Origin of the sequence: Kytococcus sp. HMSC28H12 (genome assembly GCF_001816045.1) — a bacterium.
In the GTDB taxonomy this organism is placed as follows: domain Bacteria; phylum Actinomycetota; class Actinomycetes; order Actinomycetales; family Dermatophilaceae; genus Kytococcus; species Kytococcus schroeteri.
This window is the reverse complement of sequence record NZ_KV824300.1, coordinates 1-3,163: the sequence shown is the minus strand read 5'-3', so window position 1 is coordinate 3,163 and position 3,163 is coordinate 1. Positions and strand designations below refer to the sequence as shown.

Sequence of the window (3,163 nt, the reverse complement as noted above, 5' to 3'; positions counted from 1 at the left end):
CTGGACCCGCCCCGCCCCCCTCCTCGTCGCCCGGGAGTCCCATGGCCGCCCCGCCCCGCCCGATGAGCATCCTGCTCGCGGGCCACTGCCGTTCGGCCATCGCCCTGCCGTTCGCCGGGGGGCTGGAGGCCATCACCTGGCACCTCGCCCGCGGGCTCGTGGCGCGCGGCCACCGGGTGACCCTCTTCGGCGCGCGCGGCTCGGACTGCGGGCCACAGGTTCAGGTGGTGAGGCCGGAGGACCTGGGCGTGCACGTGGACCCGGTGGCGCCGTGGGACGAGACCCGGGCCGACGTCAACCGCGCCTTCAAGCGGCTGGCCGAGCACGTGCCCACGCTGGACGTGGACCTGGTGCACAACAACAGCCTCAACCCCACGCTGCTGGAGCACGACCTGGGGCGCCCCGTGGTCACCACGCTGCACACCCCGCCGCTGCTGCCGATGATGCACGCCTTCCGCCGCCGCCCGCCGGCGCCGGGGAGCGTGAACGCGGTGAGCGCCTTCACCGCCCGCCAGTGGGGTCCGGTGGTGGACGCCTCGGTGGTGCACAACGGCGTGGACGCCGACCTGTGGCCGGCGGGCCCGGGCGGGGGCGGGTTGGTCTGGTTCGGGCGGCTGGTGCCGGAGAAGGGGCCGGACGTGGCCGTCGCGATGGCGCGCCGGCTGGGGATGCCGCTGCGCCTGGTGGGGCCGGTGAGCGACCGGGCGTGGTTCTCCGACCACTTGGAGCCGATGCTGGGCGGGGACGTGGAGTACCTGGGGCACCTGCGCACCTCGGAGCTGGCCGAGGTGGTGGGCTCCAGCGCGGCCACCCTGGCGACCCCGCTGTGGGACGAGCCGTTCGGGCTGGTGGCGGCGGAGTCCGGGGCGTGCGGGACACCCGTGCTGGGGCTGGCGCGGGGTGGCCTGCAGGAAGTGGTGACCCCGGAGGTGGGCCGGCTGGTGACGCCCGACGCCTGGGAGGAGCAGGTGCACGCAGCCGCCGAGGAGGTGCTGGCGCTGGACCGCGCGGACGTGCGCCGCCGGGTGGAGCGCGACTTCTCCATGGACACGATGGTGGCCGAGCACGAGGCGCGCTACGCCCGGCTGCTGCAGGCCAGCGCGCACCTGAAGGCGGTGCGGTGAGCACCCGCCGGCACCCGGTGCGCGTGCTCAGCCTGCCCGCCGGCCACGCGTACGTGCGCAGCGTGCTGGCCGGCGCGTCTGGGGTGGAGCTGCTGCCCGACCCACCCGTCCCCGGGGCACCGGCCGGGCAGTGGTGGCCCTCACCGGCCTGGGACCCGCAGTGGGTGCGGGCGCACCGCACGGAGGTGGACCTGGTGCACGTGCACTTCGGCTTCGAGCACCTCGCGCCCGCCCAAGTGGCCGACTGGACCGACACCCTGCGCCGGGTGGGCCTCCCACTGGTGGTCACGGTGCACGACCTGGACCTGCCGCACGCGGTGGAGCAGGACGACCACCGCGCCCGGGTGCGCCTGCTGGTGGAGGCGGCCGATGCCGTGCTGACGCTCACGCCCGGCGCGGCCGACCGCATCGAACGGGCGACCGGGCGGCGGGCGGTGGTGGTGCCGCACCCGGCGATGGAGCCGCGCGAGCACATCGAGGAGGCGGTGCGTGCACCGCGCCCGGAGGGGCCCGTGCTCGTGGGGGTGCACCTGAAGTCCCTGCGCGCCAACGCCGGCCGGACCCGCCTGCTCGACGGGCTGCTGGCCGCTACCGACGCCCTGGGCCCGGCCGCGTGCCGGCTGGAGGTGACGCTGCACCGCGAGCTGCTGCGCCCGGGGGTGGCCGGGGACGTGGCCGCCTGGGTGCGGGACGCCCCCGAGCGGGTGGACGTGCGCGCCGTGGACCCGTTGGACGACGCGGCGTTCAGCACCTACCTGCAGCACCTGGACGTCTCCGTGCTGCCGCACCGGTGGGGCACGCACTCCGGCTGGGTGGAGCAGTGCCACGACCTGGGCGTGGTGCCCCTGGCACCCAGCGTGGGCCACCTGGCTGAGCAACGCGTGGAGCACCTGTGGGCGTGGGAGGGAGAGCGGCCCGAACCGGCCTCGCTGCGGACGGCTCTGGAGGGCGCGGTGACCGCGGCGCGGGCCGGGCGGTCGGCGGAGCAGGCACGCGCCTGGGCCGACCACCGGGCCCGGGAGACCGAGGCGGTGGGGCGTGCCCACGTGGCGGTGTACGAGCAGGTGGTGGACGAGCAGGCGGCACGGGACCGTGCCGCGCGGGAGGCGTCGTGAACGGGCAACAGGGCACGGGAACGGGTGTGGACGAGGGGCGCCGCCGCCACTACGGGGGCTTCTACGGCATCGAGGAGGTGCCCGACGGCCCGGTGGGGATGGTGCACGGCAACTGCCAGGCCGAGTCGCTGCGGGTGCTGCTGGAGTTGGCCGACCCCGCGCGCACGTGGGTGCGGGTCCCCCCGGTGCACGAGCTGACCGCCGAGGACCTGCCCCACCTGGACCGGTTGCTGGCCCGCACCACGGTGGTGGTCACCCAGCCGGTGCGCGACGACTACCGCGACCTGCCGCTGGGCACCGCGCAGGTGGTGGCCCGGGCGGCGCGCGGCGCGCAGCACGTGATGGCGCCGATCGTGCGCTACCGCGGTCTGCACCCGCAGCAGCGGCTGGTGCGGGGCCCCGGCCTGCCGGACCCGCCCCTGGTGCCCTACCACCACACGGGGGCCGTCGCCCGGGCCGCCGGGCTGGCCGACCCGCTCCCGGGAGCCGATGCGGTGCGTGCGGTGGCGCAGGCGTCACTGGCCGAGCTGCGGCGCCGGCAGGAGGCCGCCGGGGCGGTGCCGGTGGACGACCTGCTGGTGGGCGCCGGCGCGCGGGCCACGAACACCATCAACCACCCGGGCAACCCGGTGCTCATGGGCCTGGCGCAGCGCGTGGCCGAGCGGGTGGGGGCCGGGGCGGTGCCGGACCCGGGGCGCGAGCTGCTGCGCTCGGTGTTCGCCCCGGTGACCGCCACCACCCTGGACGCGCTGGGACTCGAGGGCGAGCCACGCGATGACTGGCTGGTGGACGGGCGGGCAGTGCCCGACGAGGAGGTGGTGGCCACCCAGGCCGCGTGGCTGCGCGCGAACCCGCGGGTGCTGGCCGCCTGTGCGCGGGCGGTCCGCGACGACCTGCTGCTCGCTGGGGTGGTGGGCCGGCCGC

Annotated in this window: 3 protein-coding genes; all 3 read left to right on the top strand. The window is 76.9% G+C overall.

Annotated features, from left to right (window positions below):
• Positions 1–1,124, top strand: a 1,124-nt coding sequence (locus HMPREF3099_RS01985; protein ID WP_237769705.1) for a glycosyltransferase, incomplete at its 5' end; no start/stop codon positions are given.
• Positions 1,121–2,239 carry a glycosyltransferase gene (locus tag HMPREF3099_RS01980; protein ID WP_070703520.1) on the top strand — a complete coding sequence of 373 codons (1,119 nt, stop codon included), beginning with the start codon at positions 1,121–1,123 and terminating at the stop codon, positions 2,237–2,239. The genes HMPREF3099_RS01985 and HMPREF3099_RS01980, both read left to right, overlap by 4 nt.
• A partial coding sequence (locus HMPREF3099_RS01975) for a WcbI family polysaccharide biosynthesis putative acetyltransferase (RefSeq protein ID WP_141761936.1) occupies positions 2,236–3,163 on the top strand: 928 nt, incomplete at its 3' end. The genes HMPREF3099_RS01980 and HMPREF3099_RS01975, both read left to right, overlap by 4 nt.